27 protein-coding genes are annotated in these 24,212 nt (G+C 47.2%); all 27 read left to right on the top strand.

Annotated elements, in window-relative coordinates:
• The first annotated feature begins 138 nt into the window (after window positions 1-138).
• The 27 genes from RAC86_RS00740 to rhgW all read left to right on the top strand — a co-directional run bounded on the left by RAC86_RS00740 (window position 139) and on the right by rhgW (window position 24,202).
• A complete protein-coding gene (locus tag RAC86_RS00740; RefSeq protein WP_072565889.1) occupies window positions 139-1,155 on the top strand; it encodes a hypothetical protein in 1,017 nt (338 codons plus the stop codon).
• A gap of 214 nt (window positions 1,156-1,369) precedes the next feature.
• On the top strand, window positions 1,370-1,807 hold the full coding sequence (locus RAC86_RS00735; protein WP_072565890.1) for a hypothetical protein: 438 nt from the start codon (window positions 1,370-1,372) through the stop codon (window positions 1,805-1,807).
• A 289-nt stretch (window positions 1,808-2,096) separates the two neighbouring features.
• Window positions 2,097-2,300 carry a hypothetical protein gene (locus RAC86_RS00730; RefSeq protein ID WP_236827546.1) on the top strand — a complete coding sequence of 68 codons (204 nt, stop codon included), beginning with the start codon at window positions 2,097-2,099 and terminating at the stop codon, window positions 2,298-2,300.
• A 112-nt stretch (window positions 2,301-2,412) separates the two neighbouring features.
• On the top strand, window positions 2,413-3,114 hold the full coding sequence (locus RAC86_RS00725) for a lysozyme inhibitor LprI family protein (protein ID WP_377885330.1): 702 nt from the start codon (window positions 2,413-2,415) through the stop codon (window positions 3,112-3,114).
• A gap of 166 nt (window positions 3,115-3,280) precedes the next feature.
• Window positions 3,281-4,423: a response regulator aspartate phosphatase RapH gene (gene rapH / locus RAC86_RS00720; protein WP_072565891.1), complete on the top strand. Its 1,143-nt coding sequence runs from the start codon at window positions 3,281-3,283 to the stop codon at window positions 4,421-4,423.
• Window positions 4,413-4,592 carry a phosphatase RapH inhibitor PhrH gene (gene phrH / locus RAC86_RS00715; RefSeq protein ID WP_072565892.1) on the top strand — a complete coding sequence of 60 codons (180 nt, stop codon included), beginning with the start codon at window positions 4,413-4,415 and terminating at the stop codon, window positions 4,590-4,592. The genes rapH and phrH overlap by 11 nt, the downstream gene beginning before the upstream one ends.
• 160 nt (window positions 4,593-4,752) lie before the next feature.
• The gene (locus RAC86_RS00710; protein WP_003219465.1) at window positions 4,753-5,472 is read left to right on the top strand and encodes a YebC/PmpR family DNA-binding transcriptional regulator; all 720 of its coding nucleotides are present in this window, start codon (window positions 4,753-4,755) and stop codon (window positions 5,470-5,472) included.
• A gap of 135 nt (window positions 5,473-5,607) precedes the next feature.
• A complete protein-coding gene (locus RAC86_RS00705; protein ID WP_014112949.1) occupies window positions 5,608-6,030 on the top strand; it encodes a hypothetical protein in 423 nt (140 codons plus the stop codon).
• A 112-nt stretch (window positions 6,031-6,142) separates the two neighbouring features.
• Window positions 6,143-6,727 (top strand): TetR/AcrR family transcriptional regulator, encoded by a 585-nt coding sequence (locus tag RAC86_RS00700; protein WP_072565893.1) that lies wholly within the window; start codon window positions 6,143-6,145, stop codon window positions 6,725-6,727.
• A gap of 77 nt (window positions 6,728-6,804) precedes the next feature.
• The gene (locus RAC86_RS00695) at window positions 6,805-7,248 is read left to right on the top strand and encodes a nuclear transport factor 2 family protein (protein WP_014112951.1); all 444 of its coding nucleotides are present in this window, start codon (window positions 6,805-6,807) and stop codon (window positions 7,246-7,248) included.
• Window positions 7,245-8,093 carry an NmrA family NAD(P)-binding protein gene (locus RAC86_RS00690; protein ID WP_061186153.1) on the top strand — a complete coding sequence of 283 codons (849 nt, stop codon included), beginning with the start codon at window positions 7,245-7,247 and terminating at the stop codon, window positions 8,091-8,093. The genes RAC86_RS00695 and RAC86_RS00690 overlap by 4 nt, the downstream gene beginning before the upstream one ends.
• 144 nt (window positions 8,094-8,237) lie before the next feature.
• Window positions 8,238-8,486: a spore coat-associated protein CotJA gene (cotJA, locus tag RAC86_RS00685; protein WP_014112953.1), complete on the top strand. Its 249-nt coding sequence runs from the start codon at window positions 8,238-8,240 to the stop codon at window positions 8,484-8,486.
• Entirely contained in the window at window positions 8,470-8,733 is a 264-nt protein-coding gene (gene cotJB, locus RAC86_RS00680; protein WP_041520881.1) for a spore coat protein CotJB, read from the top strand. The genes cotJA and cotJB overlap by 17 nt, the downstream gene beginning before the upstream one ends.
• 14 nt (window positions 8,734-8,747) lie before the next feature.
• Window positions 8,748-9,317, top strand: coding sequence for a spore coat protein CotJC (cotJC, locus tag RAC86_RS00675; protein ID WP_003219494.1), 570 nt, complete (start codon window positions 8,748-8,750; stop codon window positions 9,315-9,317).
• Between the two features lie 124 nt (window positions 9,318-9,441).
• Complete coding sequence (locus RAC86_RS00670) at window positions 9,442-9,984, top strand: GNAT family N-acetyltransferase (RefSeq protein WP_072565894.1); 543 nt, start codon at window positions 9,442-9,444, stop codon at window positions 9,982-9,984.
• Window positions 9,985-10,197: 213 nt separating this feature from the next.
• The gene (locus tag RAC86_RS00665) at window positions 10,198-10,827 is read left to right on the top strand and encodes a YesL family protein (protein WP_072565895.1); all 630 of its coding nucleotides are present in this window, start codon (window positions 10,198-10,200) and stop codon (window positions 10,825-10,827) included.
• A complete protein-coding gene (gene yesM / locus RAC86_RS00660) occupies window positions 10,824-12,557 on the top strand; it encodes a two-component system sensor histidine kinase YesM (RefSeq protein WP_072565896.1) in 1,734 nt (577 codons plus the stop codon). Before RAC86_RS00665 ends, yesM begins: the two co-directional genes overlap by 4 nt.
• Window positions 12,557-13,663 carry a response regulator transcription factor gene (locus RAC86_RS00655; protein ID WP_061186156.1) on the top strand — a complete coding sequence of 369 codons (1,107 nt, stop codon included), beginning with the start codon at window positions 12,557-12,559 and terminating at the stop codon, window positions 13,661-13,663. The genes yesM and RAC86_RS00655 overlap by 1 nt, the downstream gene beginning before the upstream one ends.
• Window positions 13,664-13,766: 103 nt before the next feature.
• On the top strand, window positions 13,767-15,050 hold the full coding sequence (locus tag RAC86_RS00650; RefSeq protein ID WP_072565897.1) for an ABC transporter substrate-binding protein: 1,284 nt from the start codon (window positions 13,767-13,769) through the stop codon (window positions 15,048-15,050).
• Complete coding sequence (locus RAC86_RS00645) at window positions 15,047-15,976, top strand: carbohydrate ABC transporter permease (RefSeq protein WP_072565898.1); 930 nt, start codon at window positions 15,047-15,049, stop codon at window positions 15,974-15,976. Before RAC86_RS00650 ends, RAC86_RS00645 begins: the two co-directional genes overlap by 4 nt.
• Window positions 15,977-15,979: 3 nt before the next feature.
• Entirely contained in the window at window positions 15,980-16,870 is an 891-nt protein-coding gene (locus tag RAC86_RS00640) for a carbohydrate ABC transporter permease (protein ID WP_072565899.1), read from the top strand.
• 16 nt (window positions 16,871-16,886) lie between these two features.
• Window positions 16,887-17,921 carry a rhamnogalacturonyl hydrolase YesR gene (gene yesR, locus RAC86_RS00635; RefSeq protein WP_072565900.1) on the top strand — a complete coding sequence of 345 codons (1,035 nt, stop codon included), beginning with the start codon at window positions 16,887-16,889 and terminating at the stop codon, window positions 17,919-17,921.
• Between the two features lie 22 nt (window positions 17,922-17,943).
• Window positions 17,944-20,229, top strand: a complete 2,286-nt coding sequence (gene yesS, locus RAC86_RS00630) for a transcriptional regulator YesS (protein WP_072565901.1) — start codon at window positions 17,944-17,946, stop codon at window positions 20,227-20,229.
• A 13-nt stretch (window positions 20,230-20,242) separates the two neighbouring features.
• The gene (gene rhgT, locus RAC86_RS00625; RefSeq protein ID WP_072565902.1) at window positions 20,243-20,941 is read left to right on the top strand and encodes a rhamnogalacturonan acetylesterase; all 699 of its coding nucleotides are present in this window, start codon (window positions 20,243-20,245) and stop codon (window positions 20,939-20,941) included.
• Window positions 20,934-21,596, top strand: a complete 663-nt coding sequence (locus RAC86_RS00620) for a YesU family protein (RefSeq protein WP_072565903.1) — start codon at window positions 20,934-20,936, stop codon at window positions 21,594-21,596. The genes rhgT and RAC86_RS00620 overlap by 8 nt, the downstream gene beginning before the upstream one ends.
• The gene (locus RAC86_RS00615) at window positions 21,593-22,219 is read left to right on the top strand and encodes a YesL family protein (protein ID WP_072565904.1); all 627 of its coding nucleotides are present in this window, start codon (window positions 21,593-21,595) and stop codon (window positions 22,217-22,219) included. The genes RAC86_RS00620 and RAC86_RS00615 overlap by 4 nt, the downstream gene beginning before the upstream one ends.
• A gap of 138 nt (window positions 22,220-22,357) precedes the next feature.
• Window positions 22,358-24,202, top strand: a complete 1,845-nt coding sequence (rhgW, locus tag RAC86_RS00610; protein ID WP_444979123.1) for a rhamnogalacturonan lyase — start codon at window positions 22,358-22,360, stop codon at window positions 24,200-24,202.
• Window positions 24,203-24,212 lie beyond the last annotated feature (10 nt).

The raw sequence follows: 24,212 nt of genomic DNA, 5'->3' as shown, positions 1-24,212 counted from the left end.
TATTTTGGTGGAAAAATGAGTCATTAGGCATGTGTCTTTATTCATGGAGGGATTGGTAGAAACATGGTCGAAATGATATTAACTGATAAACATTTTTTGGAAGTTCGTATTCTATATTGTTTTTTAAGGAGCATGTTTATGAAGAAAAAATGGATTACATTTGGTTTATTAGGGTTAATGGTATGCATCATACTGTTTGCTCTGTATTGTCAGATACACAATAAAGACAATATCCCTGTCAGAACTTCCGCCATCGCCCCCGAAGAAGACCGCATCTTTTTTATCTACTCCAATCCTTTCATAAAAGAAAGCACGCTGCTTTCGACCTCAACAGGCGAAAGATTTAACAGGCGCACCTTCAAGGTGGCGGATGTGCCTTACATTCAAACGAAATCTTACACAGCAACTGACATTGTATTATTAGCGGAGCATGAGCCTTTCTATTACACGCTGGAGAAGGATGTGATCAAAGAGCATCCGCTGTCAGATCCATTTGCGTTTTGGTATGAGGGGAAGGATGTCTCTGTTAAGGCATATAACGTTGATACGACGGGGAATGACATACACATAAATGACAGAAAAACAAAAAAGAAATATCGGCTCACCTTGCCTTCGCTTGTCACGATGGGGTCGAGTGATGAGAACTATATTTATATCATTCAAAGCATGTCTATTTACGTGATCGATAGAAAAACAGAGGAAATGATTAAGACTCTGGGTTTGGCCTCGTATGCAGATAAATTCGTAGACTCGGAGGAATTTATTGTCGCGAGCTCGCAGCACGAACTGACTGTGATTGAAAAAGGGACATGGAAAACGACATATAGTCCGTATCCTGATGATCTTGAATACGCTGATACCGTGTACTATGACAAAGAAAGCGGCAGTTTTTACGTTACGTACGAAGACAAAGAGGGTGAAGCGAACTTGCTGGAGTATGGGAAGGAATTTTCTTTTCATACATATAGTTTGAATTTCCCTTATATGAAGGCGAAGTTTAAGGGGAATTTATTGTATATAGTCGCCCAGGAAGAGCATAAAAAGGGCATCGGCGGGTATGTGGGTGTGTTTGATATCCATTCTAAGGAGATGCTTTATCAGTTTGATTTGCCTGAGGAACAAGTGAAGGTTCAAGGTTTTGTGGTGGTTGATTAGACTTCAAAGCTATAATCTTGAATCAACTCATATGTTTCGAGGTGAGTAAATTAATCAAATGTCTTTTTGCTTAATAATAGAATTTATTAAAACTTCATATTGAAAGCATTTACTAGGAATATAATTTGAAAATATATTTTAATTCTAGTTTTTATGGTTTATAATGTATGGTAGTCCTGTATTTTACAATTTTAATTGATGGAGGTATTTGATAATGAAAAGAGTAAACCACTTGTTGACACTAGTTCTTGCAGGTGTAATGGCATTTGGACTAGTATTCATTGGATCAGGTCAGTCGGCTAAGGCTGTTAGTAAAACTACGAGTTTTACTTTTCATGCAACTGTAGAATCAAAATCTTATATTCACACATCAGAAAACTATAAGAATGTTTATACTACAGTTGAAATGGGGAGAACAGGAACTTGGGAAAGTGCTGCTTATTGCAAATTATATTTGCAACGTTATACAAATGGTTCTTGGAAAACAATTGATACAGCTTCTGGAAATGCATCATATGGTAAAAAACTAAATGTTACATTCACAAATATCGCAAAAAAATCGGCATCGACTAGAGTGAAACTAAAACTTTATAATAATTGGGATCATTCAGACTATATGCAAACAGTATATTCTAGTAAATGGACTAGATGAAGAAAAAGCTCTCCTTTTTAAGAAGGAGAGCTTTTTTTGTTACATTAATATGATTCCTTAGTTACCATTTTTGCGTTTCGATTCTCTGCTAAGGTTTATTTAAATATATTGTTCTAATAGTCTAGGTATCCGATTTTAGATACAAACCTACAAAGACAATGAAATAAGAAAGCTACCATGAGAGAACAGAAGGGTGAGAAGGACAATGAGTTATAAATTAGGTGCGATGCTTTTATCGATACTATTCCTATTATCGTCGTGTTCTGATAAGGATCAAGAAAAGTAAGCCGTGAAGAAAGCAAGCGTTACGAAGCTGACGGAGCAGGAAGTAAAATCTGCTTTAAAAAACGATATTGATTCGATCTTCAATGCATTTGATAAAGCGGGAAAAGAAAACGGCTGGAGCACACCAAACAAGACGGATTTCAACAAGCTGCGGCCTAGTGTGCTGCCTTATGCAACAGAGGCGTTTGGCTGGAGAGTACTATTGTGAGTGTGATGCTCCTTTTCACCCCGGCACTGATTTCGATGTGCGTTTTACATATGAACAGAACAAGAATAAGATAGAGGCTTCATCAATAGACCCGGCAACAGAGTTAAACAACTTGGGCACGTCATGGACGTTTGAATTGGTGAAGCAAGATGGCAATTGGAAGATAAACAAATGGGACAGCAAGTCGCTTCAAGGTGATGATGTCAAGCTGACAAAAGAAGAAGCGAAAACGATTCTGTCGAGAAACGGTGAAACTGCGGAATTTGTGAAGTCCTATGAGTCGAAGGCTGCCAGCGGTACAGCATATCTTTTTAATGTAAAAAGTTCAAATGGGGAAAGACAGGCGGCGATCAGCTCAAAGGATACCAGTCTGGTGAGTGATTATGAAAACGAGACTGAGGCTGCGGAGCAAGAAACGGCTCAGACGACTGAGGAAACCGAGTCATCTGATAGCACGGATACACAGAGCAGTGAGCAGACAACGGGAAGCACAAAAGCAGATTATGTTGCCAAATTGTCAGCGACAGAAAAGAAAGAAAAACACAATGACTATCAAAGTGATTATCAAATGATAGAGGACCACGGCTATAACTATCAAATGTGGGATGCATTGCTGAACGAGATATACGGCATGCTGCAAAAGCAGCTTTCTGCTTCAGACATGGCGAATTTAAAAAATGAAAAGCGGCAATGGATTAAGGATAGAGATGCTGCGGCCCAGAAACAATATGATGAGGAGGGGGCGGTTCACTATCCCGAGTCGTCCAAACGGAATAGCTTGCAAAACAGACGAAAGAATGCTGTTACGAGCTAGTGAATACGTATATGAAATAGAATGACATGGCCCCTTGCATAAAAGGTCCTTTTTTGCCGAGAAAAACAAATTGACAGGATGAAAAAACAATTTCTTCCTTCTGTGTTGTTTTCAAAATTTGGGATTGATAGAATATTACATATCTTATAGAGAGGGAGGGAAGCCGTTGAGTCAAGCCATACCGTCTTCATGTGTTGGTGTTAAGATTAATGAATGGTACAAGATGATTCGCCAGTTCAGTGTTCCGGATGCTGAGGTTTTGAAAGCGGAAGTGGAGCAGGACATTCAGCAGATGGAAGAAGACCAGGATTTACTGATCTATTATTCTCTGATGTGTTTTCGGCACCAGCTGATGCTGGATTATTTGGAGCCGGGACAAACATACGGAAATCGCCCTACAGTGACAGAGCTTCTGGAAACAATTGAAACTCCTCAGAAAAAACTCACAGGCCTTTTGAAATACTACTCTTTGTTTTTCCGCGGCATGTATGAATTTGATCAGAAAGAATATGTGGAAGCGATCGGGTTTTATCGCGAGGCGGAGAAAGAACTGCCGTTTCTGTCAGATGAAATTGAGAAAGCGGAATTCCATTTTAAAGTGGCAGAGGCGTATTACCATATGAAGCAAACCCATGTGTCGATGCATCATATCCTTCAGGCCCTAGACATTTATCATAAGCATCCCCTATACAGCATTAGAACAATCCAAAGCTTGTTTGTGATCGCCGGCAACTATGATGATTTCAAGCATTATGATAGAGCCCTCCCGCATTTAGAAACGGCGCTGGAGTTGGCAATGGATATTCAAAACGACCGATTTATCGCCATTTCTCTGTTGAACATCGCGAATAGTTATGACAGATCAGGAGACGATCAGATGGCTATACATCACTTTCAAAAAGCGGCGAAAGTAAGCAGGGAAACAGTCCCTGATCTGCTTCCGAAAGTCTTGTTTGGGTTAAGCTGGACATTATGTAAAGCAGGCCAAACACAGAAGGCGTTTCAGTTCATAGAGGAAGGATTAGAACATATTGCAACCTATCCAAATGCGGGGCCCCACAAACTTTATAGAGAATTGTATCTGTTCTTGCAGGCAGTTTACAAAGAGGTTGTTGACGAACGCAAAATTCATGATCTTTTAAGCTATTTCGAAAAAAAGAACCTGCACGCTTACATTGAAGCATGTGCCCGAAGTGCTGCGGCTGTTTTTGAAAGCCGCTGTCATTTTGAACATGCTGCTGCGTTTTATCGGAAAGTGCTGAAAGCGCAAGAAGATATTCAAAAAGGAGAGTGTTTATATGCCTATTAAGAAAAAAGTGATGATGTGCCTTGCTGTTACTCTAGTTTTCGGTAGCATTTCGTTTCCTTTCTTGACACAGTCTGGCGGATTTAAGGAATCAACAGATCGAAACACAACGTATATTGATCATTCCCCTCATCATCTCATAAGTGATCAGAAGAAGAAAGCCCCTAGCTAGGGCTTTTTTCTTGTTTTTCGGAAAACGGTTGGCCTTTAATACCTCGGCATTCCTTCTATTTCTAACGCAAGACACTCGAAACAACCAAACCATTTGAGGTATAATGGATAAAGTGAATAACAATATACAGATTGATATATATGAAAGAGAGTGGAGCATCATGGGCCGTAAGTGGAACAATATTAAAGAGAAGAAGGCGTCTAAAGACGCAAATACGAGTCGAATTTATGCGAAGTTTGGCCGTGAGATTTATGTGGCGGCGAAGCAGGGCGAGCCTGATCCGGAATCCAACCAGGCGCTGAAGGTTGTGCTTGAGCGCGCGAAGACTTACAGCGTGCCGAAAAACATCATTGAACGTGCGATCGAGAAGGCGAAGGGCGGAGCGGAAGAGAACTACGATGAGCTTCGCTATGAGGGCTTCGGTCCGAACGGATCAATGATCATCGTTGATGCGCTGACGAATAATGTAAACCGTACGGCGCCGGAAGTGCGTGCGGCGTTCGGGAAAAACGGCGGAAACATGGGTGTGAGCGGATCTGTTGCTTACATGTTTGATGCGACGGCTGTTATCGGTGTTGATGGCAAAACTGCTGACGAAGCGCTTGAAATCCTGATGGAAGCGGATGTCGATGTTCGTGACATTTTAGAAGAGGATGACAGTGTGATCGTATATGCCGAGCCGGATCAATTCCATGCGGTGCAGGAGGCATTTAAAAACGCGGGCGTTGAGGAATTTACAGTAGCCGAGCTGACAATGCTTGCACAAAGTGAAGTGACGCTTCCGGATGATGCGAAGGAACAGTTTGAAAAATTGATTGATGCGTTAGAGGATTTAGAAGATGTTCAGCAGGTGTACCATAACGTAGATCTTGGTGAATAAAAAAGGAGCAGACTGTCATGGTCTGCTTTTTTTATTGTCCATGAAATTGTTTTATCTGTGTTTAGGCGGATGTCTATACGATCTGTGAGGCCTTCTCATACGCTGGACTGTAACCTATGTGAAGGAGAGATTGGAATGACTGATTCAAGACACATCTGCTGCGGACCTGGTTTTGGCGCTTACCCAGGCTATGGTGCAGGCAGTTCGGGATTCGGCATGTACGGAGGCGCAGGCTATCCGGGCCATGGCATGTACACAGGGATGGGCTATCCAGGTTATGGAGGCTCAGGCTATCCTGGATATGGCATGTCTGGAGGATTCGGCGGCGGCTTCCCAGGCGGCGGCTATGGAGGCTATCCGAGCTCAATGAGTTATCCAAGCTACGGAATGCACCACGTTAATGATAGCCATCACCATCACTATCATGATGAAAATGGCGGACACCATGATCACCACCATCATGATGGAAATTATGGGCATCATCATCACCACCATGATGGAAACTACGGGCACCATCACCACCAAATGGGGCACTGGGGAAAAGACGGCCATAAATAAAAGGCGTGGAAGAACGGGCACTCTTGCTGATCAAGGGTGTTTTTTCTTCTTCCTTTTTCTTGACTGTTCAGTCTGGAAAAGGTAATATCTTCTTGTAGGAGGTGATATTCGTTTGGGAAGGAATAAAGAATTCGATACTGCACTTGTCCTGCATAGAGCGATAGAGGTTTTCGGAGAGTATGGCTACGAAGGCACTTCTCTTCAGGAGCTGCTCTCTCATTTAGGCATTGCGCGCCAAAGTTTGTATGATACGTATGGAACAAAGCGAGATTTGTTTCTGTCAGCTGTGAAGACATATCTTGAGGGGAAAAACGCTGCGGTTATCGAAAGACTTGAGGCGCCTGGATCTGTAAAGGAAGCCATTCGTGATATTTTTCAGGAAGGTGTCAATGTCCTCAAAGATCCGGAACGTGCGAAGGCGTGTTACATCATAAACAGCGCGATTGAACAGATCCCGCATGATCCTGAGCTTGCCTCGTATTTTGAGGGACAATCAAAGCAGCTTGAGGACGCTTTTTATCAGGCGCTTTTAAGAGCGAAGGATCAAGGAGAATTGACTGGCGAAGATACTGATATATCGGCGCTTGCCCGATACTTGAATCAGAGCAGGCTGTCTCTGACGTTTGTCGCTAAAGTGACGGCTGATATGAACCGGCTTCAGGACCATGTTGACGTAAGTTTATCGGTACTTGATTAACATGTGGTAAAGGATTCTTTGCCCATGTATGCCCTTTTCGGACTGAATGGTCTAGAATAAAAATGAGGTGATAATGAATGCTGATGAATGAATTTGAAAAGGCATGTGAAACATTGAGAAAGTTTATGGCGTATATGCTAGAGAAGGACATGAAGAGCTGGACGGAGCTTTGGGATGAGAATGCCGTGTTTGAGTTTCCTTATGCGCCAGAGGGGTCACCAAAAAGAATAGAAGGAAAGGCGGCCATTTACGATTATATTAAAGATTATCCTAAGCAGATTTATCTTTCTTCGTTTACGGCTCCGACAGTGTACCGCTCAGCAGATACGAATACGATGATTGCGGAGTTTCAATGTGACGGCCATGTGATTAAGACTGGGCTGCCTTATCGTCAAAGCTATATCAGTGTCATCGAAACGAGAGACGGCCGCATTGTGCATTATAAGGATTACTGGAATCCGCTGGTTGTAAAAGAGGCGTTTGGAGGATCATTTTTGCAAACAGAGGAGAGTGGAAGATGATGAAACAGCAGCCGATTTTAATCACGGGCGGGACCGGCACAACCGGGAGCCGAATCGCCAACCGTTTAATAGAGCTCGGGTACAGGGTGCGGATTGCTAGCCGGAAAAAGGGCGAGCTTGCTGATGCTGAGTATGTGTATTTTGATTGGAAGGATGCCTCCAGTTTTACGTCTGCTCTGGAACAGGTAAAACAGATCTATCTTGTTGCTCCGGTCGGTGTGTTTGACCCGGCGCCTTATGTGCTCCCGTTTCTACAGGAGGCAAAGCGGCTCGGTGCGGAGCGTGTGGTGATGCTTAGTGCGTCGGTTGTCCCTGAAGATGGCCCTGTGTTTGGTGCGCTTCATCAGGCTGTGCGCGATTTTCCTGAATGGGCGGTGCTGCGGCCTTCATACTTTATGCAAAATTTCATCAATGTCCAGCATCGAATGTCTATTCAAACTGAGGGGAACATCATCACGGCTTCGGGTGAGGGAAAGCTAGGGTTCATCGACGCTAATGACATCGCAGAAACGGCCGTGCGTGCTTTGATAGATGATGTTCCTCATCAAACACATCATATTCTGACAGGGCCCGAGGCGTTGAGCTATGCCGAAGCGGCGGAGATCATCGGAGCTGCGGCGGGACGCCGGGTGGAGCACGTCAGCATTTCTCGTTCCGAGCTGCATAATCGGATGGAGGCAGCTGGTTTGCCGGCGGATTATGCCCGTTTTATGGCGGGGCTGGATGAAGCGATCCGCCATGGTGCGGAACATCGGGTAACGGATACAGTGAAGCGTGTGACGGGAAAAGAACCCCGTTCGCTGACTGAGTTTGCGGCTGCTCATGCTGCATACTGGAAACGTTGATCTCATCTAGAAAGACCTTCGGCTCTGCCGAAGGTCTTCTTTTTATCGATTGAATTGAAAAAGTTTAGCCGCGTTTTCAGTCATAATCACGCCTCCTGCCTCATACCTATTAAGGTCATTGTTTTTGAGAAAGGAGGAGCCTGAATGAAGGATATGCAGCCGTTTACGCCTGTCAAATCATATACGCCCTTTCACAGCCGTTTTGATCCCTGTCCGCCCATAGGGAAGAAATATTACAGAACGCCCCCTAACCTTTATATGACCTTTCAGCCTGAGCATATGGAGCAGTTTTCGCCAATGGAGGCTTTGAGGAAAGGCACCCTTTGGAAGGATCTCTATGATTTTTATGAAAACCCTTATCGAGGGGGAGACGTACATGGCAAAAAAGATTGATGCCGAATACTACCGTCAGCTTGAGCAAATTCAGGCCGCGGATTTTGTGCTTGTTGAGTTGAGCCTTTATTTAAATACACATCCTCATGATGAAGACGCGCTGAAGCAATTCAATCAATATTCCGGCTATTCAAGGCACTTAAAAAGGCAATTTGAATCCTCTTACGGACCGCTTTTGCAGTACGGCAACAGCCCCGCGGGTGAGGATTGGGATTGGGGAAAAGGGCCATGGCCGTGGCAAGTATAAGGAGGAATGCTTGAATGTGGGTGTATGAAAAGAAGCTGCAATACCCTGTCAAGGTCAGTACGTGCAACCCGACGCTGGCGAAGTATTTGATTGAGCAGTATGGCGGAGCGGACGGCGAGCTGGCCGCAGCTCTCCGGTATTTAAACCAGCGTTATACGATTCCTGATAAGGTCATCGGCCTTTTAACAGACATCGGCACGGAGGAGTTTGCCCATTTGGAAATGATTGCGACCATGGTCTATAAGCTGACAAAAGACGCCACACCGGAGCAACTTCGTGAAGCGGGGCTTGGAGATCATTACGCCAATCACGATGGCGCGCTTTTTTATCACAACGCGGCGGGCGTTCCGTTTACTGCGAGCTATATCCAGGCGAAGGGTGACCCGATTGCCGATTTATACGAAGACATTGCTGCAGAAGAAAAGGCGCGGGCGACGTATCAATGGCTGATTGATATTTCGGATGATCCTGATTTAAACGATTCCCTGCGTTTTTTGCGTGAACGTGAAATTGTACACTCCATGCGCTTCAGGGAAGCGGTTGAAATTTTAAAAGAAGAGCGGGATAAAAAGAAGATTTTCTAATGGGCAGATTGGCCTCTCTTTCATACACCCTTTTACATACAGAGAAAATGGTCTGTTTTTGCTGTTTGGTCTGCATTATAATCAAGGTGTGTGTGCAAGCTTACTTTTTGATTGGGAGGCCTTTATGTCAGCTTTTAAGATTAAGAACGAAACGATTGCAGATGGATTTTACGCGTGTCCGGCTGTCTATGAGGATGCAGAATCGATTACTGGATTGCTCGTCCGAACAGCTGAATGGCTCCGGGATCGGGGTTCTAACCAATGGAGCGGACTGTTGGAAGGGCAAGATACACATGATATCACAGGTTCCATTGAAAATGGACATGTGTTTGTGTTTAAAAAAGACGAAGAGCTTGCGGCTGTCGTGATGCTGCTGCCTGAACCGAGCGAGTGGGACCGGACGCTTTGGGGAGACGATGGGCATGAGGAGTCCATTTATTTGCACCGCCTCGCAGTAAGCCGCCGGTATGCGGGACAGGGGCTTGGAGCACGCGTCCTTCATTGGGCGGAGACGGGCATATACTTTCCGGGAAAAACACGGGTCCGGCTTGATTGTGTCGCTGATAACGATGCCTTGCATTCCTTTTATCGGCGTATGGGATATGAATTCATGGGTGCTGATGCATCCGGGTATCATTTGTTTGAGAAAGAGATTTCGGCAGAATAAGCGTCCTTTGCAGGAGGCTTTTTTGTCTTGTACAAAAAGGAGTATAGAGCTGTGGTCATTTTTTATGTAATAGGCCGGATACGTTACAGAAAAAGTTAAGGACGTCTGCTGCCTCTAATCATGTCGAATTTTACATAGGACGGCAGGAATTTTCTTTCGAAAGGAGAAATACTTATTACTCCAAATGAAAGCGTTTTCTGAAGCGGGAAGGTGATGTTGATGATATACAGTGTGACGAATGGGATGAATCGCTTTTGTACGTGGGTGATGAGACTGGCCTATTTGAATGTGCTTTGGATTTTGTTTTCTCTTGCAGGTCTGGTTGTGTTTGGGGTGATGCCTGCTACTGCCGCGATGTTTTCAGTGACGAGAGAATGGGCGAAGGGGAACACGGATGCCCCAGTGTTTTCTGTCTTTTTTCGGGCGTTTAAAAAGGAATGGCGGGCAGCACATATCCTCGGGCTCATTCTTGTGACGGCCGGCCTGTTTTTGTTTGCGGATATGCGGATTGCGGCTCAGATGAATCAGTCTGTGCTCGTCAATGTGTTCCTGAGCATCAGCTTGATTTTCGCATTTGTTGTGCTGTATGTGTTTCCGGTGTTTTCTCATTTTGACGTGAAAATCAGAGAAGTGCTGAGCATCAGCTTTTTGATCGCCTTCAGCCGTCCGGCGGTGACGCTCATGATGGCGGCGGGCGCTGTCGGTGTGCTGTTTCTCGTGTTGTTTCACGTCACGTTTCTGCTGTTTTTCAGCGGGAGTTTACTGAGCCTGATCTTAACGAAGCTATCCTTTAAAGCGTTTCGGTCAATGGATCAGCGTCAGGAGAAAGAAAAGGCGGCATGAAAAAAAGAGCTGCTGGCTGGTACAGGCGGATGAAGATTAGGGATAAGCTGTTTGTGTTCCTTTCACTGATTATGGCTGTTTCCTTTTTGTTTGTATACAGCGGGGTGCAGTACGCCTTTCATGTGTATGATGAGCAAATTTACCGCAAATCCTCGGAGGTACTGCGGATGTCTTCTGAAAGGATCGAAGACGAGCTAAAGAAGATAGAGGATGTGTCATATGAAATCATTACAGACGAACAGATTCAGCGTATTCTGAGCATGCAAAACCGTGATGATACGTACGATCAGTATCAAATGAAGCAGGAGCTGTGGGATCAGCTGGCGGAATATGCCGGTGATGAAAAGTACATCGATTCCATTCATTTAATTGATGCCCGCGGCTCAGAGTATTCAGCGGGAAGCAGTTCTTCAGATCTTTTGAAGCAGGAGCAGGAAGAGGTGTTTAAACGGGCCAAAGCGAAAAATGGAAGAAATCTTTGGATGACGCTCGGCGGTTCCGATCCTGTCCTGATTTCAGCGCGGCAGATCAGATCCTATCACCAGCTGAGCTTGAACGGCTTGGGCATGGTGCTGATCCAAGTCAATGTGAAACAGATGATTCGTGATGTACCGAAGGATTGGGGCGATTCGGTCGGAGACATCATGATTGCCGACCAAGGCGGGAATTTGGTGTATTCGGCAGATGCATCAGTGCTTGTTCCTGAGGCGGCAAATGAGACGCTAAAGCACCCCGGTTATGACTTGATAAAAAAGAATGGCAAACGTTACTTTATTTCTTTCCTTCAATCATCCTATCAAAATTGGAGCTACTATAACGTCATCCCCTTTGATCAGATGTTCGAAAAAATTTCCTTTATGAAAACGGTGATCGGCACGTGTTTTCTTCTGTTTTTCTGTGTGGTTTTGCTTTTCGGAAGGAAAATCGCCAACAGTATCACGGAGCCGATCGAGCAGCTTGTGTCCGCGATGAAATCGGTGCAGGACGGCGGCATTGAGGCGGGCGTATCGCTTTCTCTGCCGGAACATACACAGGATGAGGCCGGCATGCTGAACCGCCATTTTACTGTCATGATGAAACGGATTAACGAGCTTATGGAAGAAAATGTGGAAAAACAGCTCATCATTAAAGAAACCGAATTGAAGGCACTGCAAGCCCAGATCAACCCGCATTTTTTATATAACACGCTCGAATCCATCAATTGGCTGGCAAAGGCGAATCAGCAAAAGCAAATCTCAAAAATGGTGGAATCGCTCGGTTTTCTTCTTCGAAACAGTATTCATATGAAGAAAGATATAGTGACCATTCAGGAGGAGGCGGATATCGTTCTTCACTATATGACCATTCAGCGGTTTCGATTTGAAGAGCGCCTGAACTTCACTTTGGATATCGACGAAGAAGTGAAGCATTGCCTCATTCCGAAACTGACGCTCCAGCCGCTGGCGGAAAATGCGGTTCAATACGCGCTTGAGCCCTTCACAAGGCCGTGCGCCATCCGCCTTCAGGCGAAAAAGATGAAGGACTGTGTCTGTATTACGGTCGAAGATAACGGGCCCGGCATGGATGAACGGATGCTTGAGACATCGGGCGGTAGAGGAATCGGACTTTGGAATATTCGTGAACGCATCCGGCTGACATTCGGAGAGCCGTACGGCTTGCGTATTCAGAGTGAGCAAGGAAAGGGAACGAGGATTGTGATCACTATACCGTGCCGAAATGAGGTGGCGTGATGTATAAGATATTGCTAGCTGATGATGAGAGGATTATTCTTGACGGAATGGCAGGAATCATTGAGTGGGAGGCGCTTGGAACTTCATTAATTGGCAAGGCGCAGAACGGGAATGAAGCGTACGAGAAGATCTTACATAGGCAGCCGCATATTGTCATTACAGATATCAAAATGCCCGGCATGGACGGGCTTGAGCTGATCAAAAAGGTGTCAGCCGTGAGTCCGTCGGTTCAATTTATCGTCCTGTCCGGGTTTGGGGAGTTTGAGTACGCGAAGGAAGCAATGAAATACGGAGTCAAGCATTATTTGCTGAAGCCCTGCAATGAACAGCAGATTATCAGTTCACTGGAGGAAATCATTGCCGAACTGAAGCAGCATGAGGTGCGGAAAAAGAAAACCGCTCATCTGAAACATGAGCTCGATCATATTCGTTCTTTTGCTGCCGATCAGTACTTGGAGGGGGTGATCGCCGGTGTGGCCCAGTTGTCTCCGCCGCCTTCACTTGCCGAAAAAAAGGTCCGCCTCCTGATCTTAAAAGGGGAGCAATCTATTGATCTCACGGCCAGAAAGGCACTCGGGTCGGCGCTGACAGCGGTTTGCAGCAGCGGAGAATGGACCGTGCTCGCCGTGGAGGAAAATGCCGCTGAAAAGGCGGCGGACGTTTTCGCGGACCGCCAGATGGCAATCAGTCAGGCGGGAGAACTCCGGCACGCTGGGCAGCTGTTTCGCGACACAGCCGAAGAATCTGGTGACCTGCACGGAAGCGCAGTGATTTCGAAAATGATCAGGCTTGTTGCCGACGAACTCGGAAATCCGAATCTCTCCTTAAAATGGGCGGCGAAGGATATGCTGTTTATGAATCCTGATTATCTCGGGAAATTATTTAAACAGGAAACAGGAGAGAAATTTTCCCAATACGTTACACGAGTACGTCTTGAGCATGCGATGAAGCAGATGAAAATAAGGCGGGACGCGAGTGTATCAGAAATTGCAGAAGAAATTGGGTTTGGCGATAATCCGAAGTATTTCAGTCTCGTCTTTAAAAAATATACCGGTCTGACACCGTCAGATTTCAGAAGAAAACAGGGAGGCGCTTCCGCAGGATAGCCATCTCTGTTTTTTTTACTTTCGCCACTGTTTTTTGAGTGTTTCGCCCCATCCGAACACTTTAAAATAAAATGTAAGCACTTACATTAAAGGGGGGATTGGTTTGAAGAAGATTTGTTACGTGCTGTTAACACTTGTCTGCGTCTTTTTTTTCAGCGGATGTTCTTCAGGCGAAGAGGCATCGGGGAAAAAAGAAGACATTACGCTCAGAATCGCATGGTGGGGCGGGCAGCCAAGGCATGATTATACAACGAAGGTGATTGAACTATATGAGAAAAAGAATCCGCACGTCCATATTGATGCGGAATTTGCGAACTGGGATGACTATTGGAAAAAGCTCGCGCCGATGTCTGCCGCCGGCCAGCTTCCTGATGTCATTCAAATGGATACCGCTTATTTGGCACAGTACGGAAAGAAGAACCAGCTGGAAGATTTAACGCCGTATACAAAGGATGGAACGATTGATGTCAGTTCAATCGACGAGAATATGCTGTCGGGCGGAAAAATTGACAATAAGCTCTATGGGTTTACGCTGGGCGTCAACGTGCTGTCTGCGATTGCGAATGATGATTTACTGAAGAAAGCAGGTGTGTCCATCAATCAGGAAAACTGGGCGTGGGAAGATTACGAGAAGCTGGCGTATGACCTTCAGGAAAAAGCCGGCGTCTACGGCTCCAATGGAATGCATCCGCCTGATATTTTCTTCCCTTATTATTTGCGCACGAAGGGTGAGCGTTTTTATAAAGAAGACGGCACAGGCCTCGCGTATCAGGATGATCAGCTGTTTGTCGATTATTTTGAACGGCAGCTGAGGCTGGTGAAAGCGAAAACATCCCCAACACCTGATGAAAGCGCACAGATTAAAGGGATGGAGGACGACTTTATCGTCAAAGGTAAGTCAGCAATTACATGGAACTACTCCAATCAATATTTGGGCTTTGCCCGATTGACAGACTCGCCGCTGTCTCTCTATCTGCCGCCGGAGCAAATGAAGGAAAAGGCGCTGACGCTGAAGCCGAGTATGCTGTTTTCGATTCCGAAAAGCTCTGAGCATAAAAAAGAGGCCGCAAAGTTTATCGATTTCTTCGTCAACAATAAAGAAGCCAACATGCTGATCAAAGGCGAGAGGGGTGTACCGGTATCCGACAAGGTGGCGGACGCGATTAAACCGAAGCTGAATGAGGAAGAAGCCAACATCATGGAATATGTAGAAACCGCATCAAAAAACATCAGCAAAGCCGATCCGCCGGAGCCTGTGGGAAGCGCGGAGGTCATCAAGCTGCTGAAGGATACGTCTGATCAGATTCTGTATCAGAAGGTATCGCCGGAAAAAGCCGCCAAAACGTTCCGGAAGCAGGCCAATGAGATATTAGAGAGGAATAACTGACGGGAAATGGGGCTGATGCAATGAAAAAAAGCCGGAGTATGAGAAAAGACAATCTGGCGGGATATGCTTTTATTTCTCCGTTTATTATCGGATTCCTATGTTTTACGGTGATTCCGATGGGGGCGTCCTTGTTTCTGTCCTTCACAAGCTATGACTTGTTTACGGCGCCGAAATGGATCGGGCTCGATAACTACAAGGAAATGTTTACGGGTGACGAAAAGTATTGGCAGTCACTGAAGGTGACGTTTACGTATGTGCTTGCCGGGGTTCCGCTCCGCCTCGGCTTCGCGCTTTTTATCGCTGTCATTTTAAACAATGCATCAAAAGGAACGGCCATTTACAGAACGCTCTTTTATCTGCCTTCGATCATCGGCGGGAGCGTGGCCGTGGCGATTATGTGGCGCAATATTTTTGGCAATGACGGGGTCATCAATGCGCTGCTGTTTTTTGTCGGGATTGATCAAAAAATTCTTTGGTACCAGGACCCGACTAGCGCGTTGTGGACATTGATTCTGCTGTCCGTCTGGCAGTTCGGGTCATCGATGCTGATTTTTCTGGCCGGGCTGAAAAACATTCCGTCTTCGTATTTGGAAGCGGCAAGCGTGGATGGGGCAAATCGGGTGCAGCGTTTCTTTAAAATTACGCTTCCGATCCTCACGCCGATTATTTTCTTTAATCTTGTGATGCAGACGATTTCTGCTTTTATGACATTTACACCTGCCTATATCATCTCGAAGGGCGAGGGCGGGCCGCTTGACGGGACGCTTTTGTATTCGCTCTATTTGTTCCAGCGGGCGTTCAACTATTTTCAAATGGGTTACACATCGGCGATGGCGTGGATCATGCTTATCATTGTCGGGCTGATTACGCTGATTTTGTTTAAAACATCGTCATATTGGGTTCATTACGAGTCAAAGGAGGAATGACGGATGGAGCCGGTCAACCAGCCTGTCAGAGAAGCCCCGGTTTTTGAGAGAAAAAAAGCCGGGCGCGTCAGGCCCAAACGCATACTGTTCCATGTTTTTACGGCATCGCTGGCAGTGTTATTGCTGTACCCGGTCATTTGGCTGTTTGTCAGCTCGTTTAAGGAAAGCTCCAGTATTTTTACAACCTCTCATTCTCTCATTCCCGATCCTTTTATTCTCAGCAACTATGCTGAAGGATGGAAGGGCATTGCGGGGCAGCCGTTTCTGACCTTTATTAAAAACTCGGCGATCATTGTCGGCCTGTCAACAATCGGCGCCGTCCTGTCATCGGCTGTTATTGCGTACGGGTTTGCGCGCATCCCGTTTAAGGGGAAAGCGTTTTGGTTCGCCTGCATGATGGGGACGTTAATGCTGCCGCATGAGGTGCTGATGATTCCGCAGTACATTTTGTTTGCGAAATTAGACTGGCTGAATTCTTTTAAACCGATTGTCGTTCCGCAATTTTTCGGGCATGCGTTTTTTATTTTTCTGATGATCCAGTTTATCCGGACGATTCCCGAGGAGCTGGATGAAGCCGCTCGAATCGATGGCTGCGGGCGCTTTGCCTGCTTTTGGCGGATCATTCTTCCGCTGATTGCCCCAGCGCTTGCGACGTCTGCGATTTTCTCCTTCTATTGGAAGTGGGAGGAGCTGATTCAGCCGCTCCTGTATTTGAATAAGCCGGAGCTTTATCCAGTTTCGCTTGCGCTGAAGCTTTTCCTCGATACGGAATCTGCTTCGAACTGGGGCGCGATGTTTGCTATGTCGGCCGTCTCGTTATTGCCTGTGATTCTTGTATTCTTTTTGTTTCAGAAATATATCGTTCAGGGCATCAGTACGACCGGATTAAAATAAAAAAGGAGTGTTGCAGATGGCACAGCTTATCTTTGACGAAGAAAAGGTGACGTCCGTCATTGACCGGATCGTGAAACGGACATTTCAGATGGATTTTGCGTGGGATTGGCCGGGCGGCGTCGCGTTTTACGGCGTGGCGGAGGCTTATGAAGCGACGGAAAACGAGGAATATATCAATCTGTTAAAAACGTGGGTGGATGAGCAGCTGGAGGATGGGCTGCCGCCGCTTTCGATCAACGGGGTTTCCATCGGACATACGCTTTTGTTCCTCCACAAGGTGACGGGTGATCACGTATATTTGGAAACAGCGGGCGAGATGGCGGAGTATGTGCTGCATAAAGCGCCGCGCTTTGGCGAGGGGATTCTTCAGCATACGGTTAATTCGACAGAGTACGTGTTTCCAGAACAGGCATGGGCGGATACGCTGATGATGGCGGGACTGTTTATGCTGAGAATCGGGCGGGTGATGGAGCGTGAGGATTATTTTGAAGACGGCATGCGCCAGTTTCACGGACATGAAGACGTGCTTCAGGACCCTGTCACGAATTTGTACTACCACGCCTGGGACAATAAAGCGCAAAATCATCTGTCGGGGATTTATTGGGGCAGGGCGAACGGCTGGGCGGCACTTACGATGGCGAAGGCGCTCCCGCTCATTGAGGTGACGCATCCTTCCTTTATGATCATCGACGGATCGCTCAGAGATCAGCTAAGCGCGCTCGTCCGCCTTCAGGACGATACAGGGCTGTGGCATACCATTTTGGATGACCCGGATTCATATCTCGAAGTTTCGGCATCGGCTGGCATTGCCTCTGCTCTGCTGTCGAACGGAAAGCTGTATACGAAATATGTGCAGAAATCGCTTGCCGCCATTTTGGATGCGGTAGAAGAGGACGGACGGGTCAGCAAGGTATCGGCCGGAACAGCCGTCATGAAAAATGCAGAAGGATACAAACAGGTGCCTTACAAACGAATACAAGGATGGGGACAGGGACTTGCGCTGACGTTTCTTGCTGATGTGTTGAGAACGAAAAAACGCGTGTATCAGTAAAGATGGCGGCGGGGGGAAAGGGATGAAAAAACAGCCTCAACAGAAGGAACGGGTTTCACGCTGGAAGGGAACGTATTTCAAAAGAAACTTTGTCTTCATTTTGCTGATTGCCTGTATTCCCGGATTGCTGACTGGCGGCGCTATCTACTTTCTTTCGATCGATAAGGTAGAGAAAGAGCTGCAGAGATCACATGAAACACAGGTGGCGCGTGAAGTCAGCCGAATGGATGAGAAACTGGGAGTGCTGGAGCTGACTCTCACCCAGATGGCATATGATTCTTCGCTGATGAACGGATTGGCCGAGAGGGATTTGGAGAAAGACTTTACGTTCTCCTATCAATTAACGAAAAAACTGTTTCTTTTACGGGACCAGCAGCCGCTGATCGAGCAGGCTTCCATCTTTCTGAACAGCCCCCGGCCTCTTGTACTGAGCCCTGAATACAGCGCTTTGACAGAACAGGAGGCGCTTCGCAAGTATCGCTCGCTGCTTGCCTCAGACAACAGTATTTATTGGAACCGATCCGGAAATCAAGCGATGCTGATCCAGCTCATTCCGGGCGCAGCGGAGAAACCGTTCGGCGCGATCATGCTGGCGGTTGATCCGAAAGAAATGGAGTCCATCCTACAAAGCTTGTCCCCTTATCCTGATGGCAGTGCGCTGCTTCTGGATCAAAATCAGGAGGTGCTTTTTCACGAGGGAGAAATAGATTTTGAAAAGACTTTACTTCAAGAGGTAAAAAAACAGCCGAAAGAGAAAGGCCATTTTCAGATGGAATGGGACGGCAAGGTGTATTCCGTCTCATTTGGAGAAATGAACCGCATGCATCAGCAGTGGACCTTTGTGTCAGCGGCGCCTCTTTCAGCCATTACAGCGCCGATGGTGTTTTTATCAAAAGTGATCATCGTGATGCTTGTCATTTGCATCTGCTTGGCGGTGTGCATGACGTGGTATGCATCAAAAAAAATCTATCGCCCCATTCAGCATTTGCTTGGCTTGTTTACCGGGGGAGAGAAGAAAACATGGCAGGCGTCCGGGCAGGATGAATTCAAGTGGATTGAAAAGCGATGGCATGATCTATCCCTTGAAAGCCAGAAACTTCAAAAGCAGCTCCTGCGGCAGACACCCCATATGAAAAAGAGTTTCTTTCAGCACCTCTTGCAGGGCGATTTTTACTATGACAACGAGAAAAGCCTCAGATCGCGGATGGAGGAGGCTGGATGGAGCATCGGAGAAAATGTGTTTCAGGTGCTTGATCTTCAGGTAACAGGCCTCCGCTGTGAAAAAAGCATCTTTCGTGCCGGTGATGAACAGCTTGCTGTATTTACGCTGACCAATCTGGCCGAGGAGCTTGCGGCAAAACGCTGTTTTCAGACCTCTATTCTTGATATCGGCCGGCTTTCCGTCACCTTGCTTGTGATGAAAACAAACAGCTCTGATCTGAAGGCGTATGTAAAAGAGCTGGCACGCCAATTTGACGATGTTACCGGATTAAGCCTGACCGGAACGATGAGCAGGAAGACGGAGCGTGTCACGGAGATCCCTGCTTTATTTCAGGATGTAAAAAGCGGCAAATCCCGCAGGCAGTTTGCCAACCGGCATCAGGTGATTGATTTGCAGGCCGACTTCCCTCAGGGTGAGCAATCCGCCCCTTATTATCCTTTTGAACTGGAAAAACAAATTGTTCAGGCCATCCGGCTGGAAAGAAAACAGGAGGTCGAGGAATTGATACGTGTATGCATGGAGGACCTGGCGGAAAAGGCGGTCATAGACAGGCATGTGCACTCCGCCCTGATTCAGCTGTTTTCCCGCATTCAGGAGGATATTTTGCATTCCGGGCTCAATCCGAGTGACCTATTTCAGCATCGGGAGCTGCTTCTTGACATTTCAGAATTGCGCGAACCTAATGAAGCGACGGCCTGGCTGATGGATGCTGTGGTGACGCCTTACCTTTCCAAGCTTGAGGGCAGAAAAAACAGACAGCAAAAGCAGCTGGCGGATCGTGTCATCGCCATGATTCACGAACAGTATATGGCGGATATTTCGCTGGAAAGCTGTGCCGATGCGCTCGGCATGAATTCATATACGTTAAGCAAGGCATTTAAGCAAGTGACCGGCGTTAATTTTATAGATTATGTGACCCAAATCAGAATCGAAAAGGCGAAAGAGCTGCTGGTGAATACGAATAAAAAAATTCATGACGTGTCGGAAGAAGTCGGCTACCGCCACAATTACTTCAATCGGATTTTTAAAAAACAGGTCGGCATGCCGCCTGGTGTCTTCAGGCAAATGTATCAGGAAACGCCGTGAAAGGAGAGAACATGTGATGGAGAAACCGATTCAAGTGTTTTTAGCGGGGGATTCCACCGTGAGTGACTGCCCGCCTCATGAAGCGCCGATGGCGGGGTGGGGGCAGGTATTCGGGCAATTGTTTTCTGAAGATGTGAAGGTGCACAATCACGCCAAAGGAGGGGCAAGCACCAATTCTTTTGTGGAGGAAGGAAGGCTTCAGGCGATTGCCGAGCGCATCAGACAGGGCGATTATTTGTTTATTCAATTCGGCCACAATGACCAGAAACCGCGCGGGACGAAGCCGTACTCTACGTTTCAGCAATTTCTCACCCTGTTTGCAGATACGGCACGCGAAAAGGGAGCGCAACCTGTCTTTGTCACATCGGTGCAGCGCCGCCGTTTTGATGAAAACGGACGGATCGAGCATACACTTGGCGAGTACCCCGATGCGATGAAAGCACTGGCGAAGGAGCTTGATGTGCCTGTGATTGATCTGCTGGCAAAAACAAAAGAGCTCTATGAAGCATACGGACCGGAGGAGTCGAAAAGATTGTTCGTTTGGTTTCAGCCGAATGAACATCCGAATTATCCGGACGGCATTGAGGACAATACGCATTTTTCAGAAAAAGGGGCAATGGAGGTTGCGAAGCTTGTGGCAGAAGGCATTGAAGAACTCGGTCTTCCGCTGAAGGATCATCTCGTGAGCCGGGAGGGAAAAGAATATGTATAAGGAAGGCGCGTGCCTGTACCGCAATCCGCTCCGGTCAGCAAGCGATGTGAAGGACTGGCGGATGGAGGGAGGCGGACAGATCACATTTGACGATCACCGCTTGCATCTGTCGCATGTTCAGGACGAAGCACACTTTGTCTATTGGTGCCCGGAAACGTTTCCGGATGGCATCATTGTGACGTGGGACTTCTCTCCGATTGAGCAGCCTGGGTTGTGTATGCTGTTTTTTGCCGCTGCGGGGATTGGAGGCGAAGATTTGTTTGATCCAAGTCTCAAGAAAAGAACGGGAAAATACCCTGAATATCATTCGGGGGACATCAATGCGCTCCACCTGTCGTATTTCCGCAGAAAATACGCGGAGGAAAGAGCGTTCCGCACCTGCAATTTAAGAAAAAGCCGCGGTTTCCATCTCGCCACGATGGGAGCCGATCCGCTCCCATCTCCAGACGACGCTGATTCCCCGTATCATATGAAGCTCATTAAAGACAAAGGCTATGTGCACTTTTCAATCAATGATTTGCCCATTCTTGAATGGATGGACGACGGCAGCACCTACGGGTCTGTGTTAACAAAAGGGAAAATCGGGTTCCGGCAGATGGCGCCCATGAAAGCCGCTTATCGAGATTTTGCTGTGCATCAAGCGGTGAGAAGATGAGGACGACGGTAACGGATGCGCTTTATGCAGGCTGTGAAGCGGTGGTGAAAATTGCGTGGCTCAACGGGCTGTGGCTGTTGTTTACGCTTTTGGGCGGCGTTCTTTTCGGATGGGCGCCGAGCACTGCCGCGATGTGTGCCGTCATACGGAAATGGCTGATGGGGCAAAAGGATATCGCGGTGTTTCCGTTATTTCTCGATACCTACAAAAAAGAGTTTCTCAAGGTCAATGCAATTGGACTGGCGTTTGCGGCTCTTTTGCTCATATTGTCCGCGAATTATCATTATTTTTCTGCAAGTACGGATTGGCTGTCCTTTACCGTAACAAGCTGCACGTTGCTTGCGGGGCTTTTGTATATCATTGCGCTGATGTATGTATTTCCCCTTTATGTGCATTACCAGCTCCCGCTTCGCAAATATATTCCGCAAGCGCTGCTGTTTGGCGCCATGCGGCCGCTGACGACCGGATGTATGCTGATCGGGTGCGGATTTGTCCTTTACCTGCTGTATACGCTCCCGGGCTTGATCCCATTTTACGGCCCATGTTTATTTGGGCTAGTGTCGATGTTTTTTGCTCTCAGAGGATTTCAAAAGACGGAGGCCCAGCACCACCAAGCCGGGTAACAAAAAAATGACAATCGCGCAAAAAAGTGCAGTGTCTGAAAAAGGCAGATGCAAAAAAGTGTAATTGAAGACAGCTCACAAAGCGCATAAAATTCAATTTAAGTAAGCGCTTACAGAAAAATGAGAAGGAGCTGTCTGATGATTAAACGAAGGAAACGCTTGTTTACCGCTGGTACGTTGCTGGTCTTGTTGGTGATGGGAACCACTGTATTTCCTGTGAAAGCTGAAGGAGCAGCGCGGCAGATGGAAGCGCTGAATCGGGGGCTTGTGGCGGTCAAGACGGACGGCGGCATTTTTGTCAGCTGGCGGTTTCTTGGCACTGAAAACGCATCTGTTTCGTTCAATGTGTACAGAGACGGACAAAAGCTGAATGCTGTGCCTGTCAAAACCACGAACTATGTGGATAAAAACGGATCGGCGGGCTCAACGTATACGGTTCGGGCTGTCGTAAACGGTACCGAACAGGCGGCTTCTGAAAAAGCCTCCGTATGGGCGCAGCCGTATCATTCAGTCCCGCTGGATAAACCGGCTGGCGGCACGACGCCAAAGGGTGAAGCTTACACCTACAGCGCCAATGACGCAAGTGTTGGCGATGTGGATGGTGACGGGCAATACGAGCTGATCCTGAAATGGGACCCGTCTAATTCAAAGGACAACTCACAGGATGGCTATACGGGTGACGTACTGATTGACGCCTATAAACTTGACGGAACGAAGCTATGGCGGATCAATCTCGGCAAAAACATCAGAGCGGGAGCGCACTACACCCAGTTTATGGTGTATGACCTTGATGGTGACGGAAAAGCGGAAGTGGCGATGAAAACGGCAGACGGGACAAAAGACGGCACAGGCAAAGTGATTGGAAATGCCAATGCTGATTACAGAAATGAACAGGGGCGTGTGCTTTCAGGGCCGGAATACCTTACTGTGTTTCAAGGTGCAACCGGGAAAGAGCTTGTCACAACAAACTTTGAACCGGCCCGCGGCAATGTGTCAGATTGGGGAGACAGCTACGGCAACCGGGTTGACCGTTTTCTCGCCGGCATTGCCTACCTCGACGGACAGCGGCCGAGCCTGATCATGACCAGAGGGTATTATGCCAAAACCGCGCTTGTCGCCTATAACTTCAGAGACGGAAAGCTGTCAAAGCTTTGGACGTTCGATTCTTCGAAGTCTGGAAATGAGGCGTTTGCCGGACAGGGGAATCACAGCCTGAGCATCGCTGATGTTGACGGGGACGGAAAGGATGAGATCATTTTCGGCTCAATGGCTGTTGATCATGATGGAAAAGGCATGTATTCAACTGGCTTAGGCCACGGGGATGCCCTCCATACCGGGGATCTTGATCCGAGCCGGCCGGGTCTTGAGGTGTTTCAAGTTCATGAGGACAAAAATGCAAAATACGGCTTATCCTTCCGTGATGCGGCAACCGGAAAAATCCTTTGGGGCGTTCATGCAGGCAAGGATGTAGGCCGGGGGATGGCTGCTGATATTGACCCGCGTTATCCGGGACAGGAAGTGTGGGCAAACGGTTCTCTTTACACAGCGAAAGGCGTCAAAATCGGAAGCAGTGTTCCGTCATCGACCAACTTCGGCATCTGGTGGGACGGCGACTTGCTGCGGGAACAGCTGGACAGCAACCGAATCGATAAGTGGGATTATCAAAACGGCGTATCGAAAAATATGCTGACTGCATCAGGCGCGGCCGCCAACAACGGCACAAAAGCAACGCCGACGCTTCAGGCTGATCTGCTTGGGGACTGGCGAGAGGAAGTCGTGTGGAGAACGGAGGACAGCAGTGCGCTCCGCATTTACACGACAACCATTCCGACTGAGCATAGGCTGTACACGCTGATGCACGATCCTGTGTACCGGCTTGGCATCGCCTGGCAAAATGTCGCGTATAACCAGCCGCCGCACACAAGCTTCTTTTTAGGAGAGGGCATGGCGGAACAGCCAAAACCGAATATGTATACGCCTTAATAGAAAGGGG

This window comes from Bacillus sp. LR_5 (genome assembly GCF_042709275.1).
Note: the sequence above shows the minus strand (reverse complement) of the source record. Positions and strands in the feature narration are given on the sequence as shown.